The organism is Spirosoma gilvum (assembly GCF_054776815.1).
Map to the genome: position 1 here is coordinate 1 of NZ_BAAHBH010000038.1, position 1341 is coordinate 1341.

Annotated in this window: 1 protein-coding gene; it reads right to left on the minus strand. The window is 58.2% G+C overall.

Going from position 1 to position 1341, the window contains the following annotated elements; all coding sequences use genetic code 11:
• Window positions 1-1321, minus strand: a 1321-nt coding sequence (locus ACYVFD_RS35935) for a hypothetical protein (protein ID WP_461095444.1), incomplete at its 3' end; no start/stop codon positions are given.
• Window positions 1322-1341: the final 20 nt, after the last annotated feature.

Consider the following 1341-nt stretch of genomic DNA (forward strand, 5'->3'; position numbering starts at 1 on the left):
TCACCGCATAAATACTATAACTACCCGCCGCTAAGCCTGTCAGGTTCACCGGACTGGTGCTACTCACCAGCGTGCCACTGCTGGCTCCACTGCTGTAGATAATCGTATAGGTACTGCCCACTGGCAGACCACTTAAGTTCAAATCAATCCGACCATTGCTGGCTCCGCAGGCAGATGGGTTACTGCTGGCTAAAATGCCCACTGTTGGTGTGGCGGGTGCCGACAGGGTCGCTGTCGTTGAAGCCACACCACAACTGGTAGCCACACTCACACTGTAAGCACCCCCACTCAGACCTGTCAGGGTGAAGGGGGAGCTGAGCACGGTGGTGATGGCTGAGCCCCCGTTCACAGTGTAGGACACCGTATAGCTGTTGGGGGCACTCAGACCGCCTAGGCGGATGCTGCCGTTGGGCTGGCTGCAACTGGTTGGACTAGCGCTGGCTGCTATACTTAACGTAAGAGCAGGGTTGACCGTTACTGACACTGTGCCTGTGCTCACGCAATCCCCGTTGGTCACCGTCACCGTGTAGGTGTTAACCCCGGAGGGAGCCGAGTTGACCACCACGCTGCTGGCGTTGGTGGGATTAGTTAAGCCTGGGCCACCCCACTTGTAAGTATCCCCACTGGCGTTTGTCGTTAACGTCAACGACTGACCCGCACACAGTACGCTGGCGCTGGCCACTGCATTGGCCAGTGGCTGCTCCTGCACCACCACGGTCACCGTGGCCGCTGGTGAGACGCAGCCATTCACCGTCTGGGTGACGGTGTACACATTATTGCCCCGGAAGCCTGGACTGGCCGTCACCTGGCTGCCTGTGGTGGAAGACAGATTAGCTCCACTCCAGTTGAAAGTGGCCCCGGCGACCCCACTCGCACTCAGAACAGTGCTACCGCCACTACCGCAGATAACGCCTGGATTGGCACTAGCTAGCGGAGCCGCAGGAGCACCAGGATCACTTAGACTAGTCGTCTGAGTCGTTGACGAACAGCCCCCTGCACTCACCGCATAAATACTATAACTACCCGCCGCTAAGCCCGTCAGGCTCACCGGACTGGTGCTACTCACCAGCGTGTTGCTGGTAGTCCCACTGCTGTAGATAATCGTATAGGTACTGCCCACTGGCAGACCACTTAAGTTCAAATCAATCCGACCATTGCTGGCTCCGCAGGCAGATGGGTTACTGCTGGCTAAAATGCCCACTGTTGGTGTGGCGGGTGCCGACAGGGTCGCTGTCGTTGAAGCCACACCACAACTGGTAGCCACACTCACACTGTAAGCACCCCCACTCAGACCTGTCAGGGTGAAGGGGGAGCTGAGCACGGTGGTGATGGCTGAGCCCC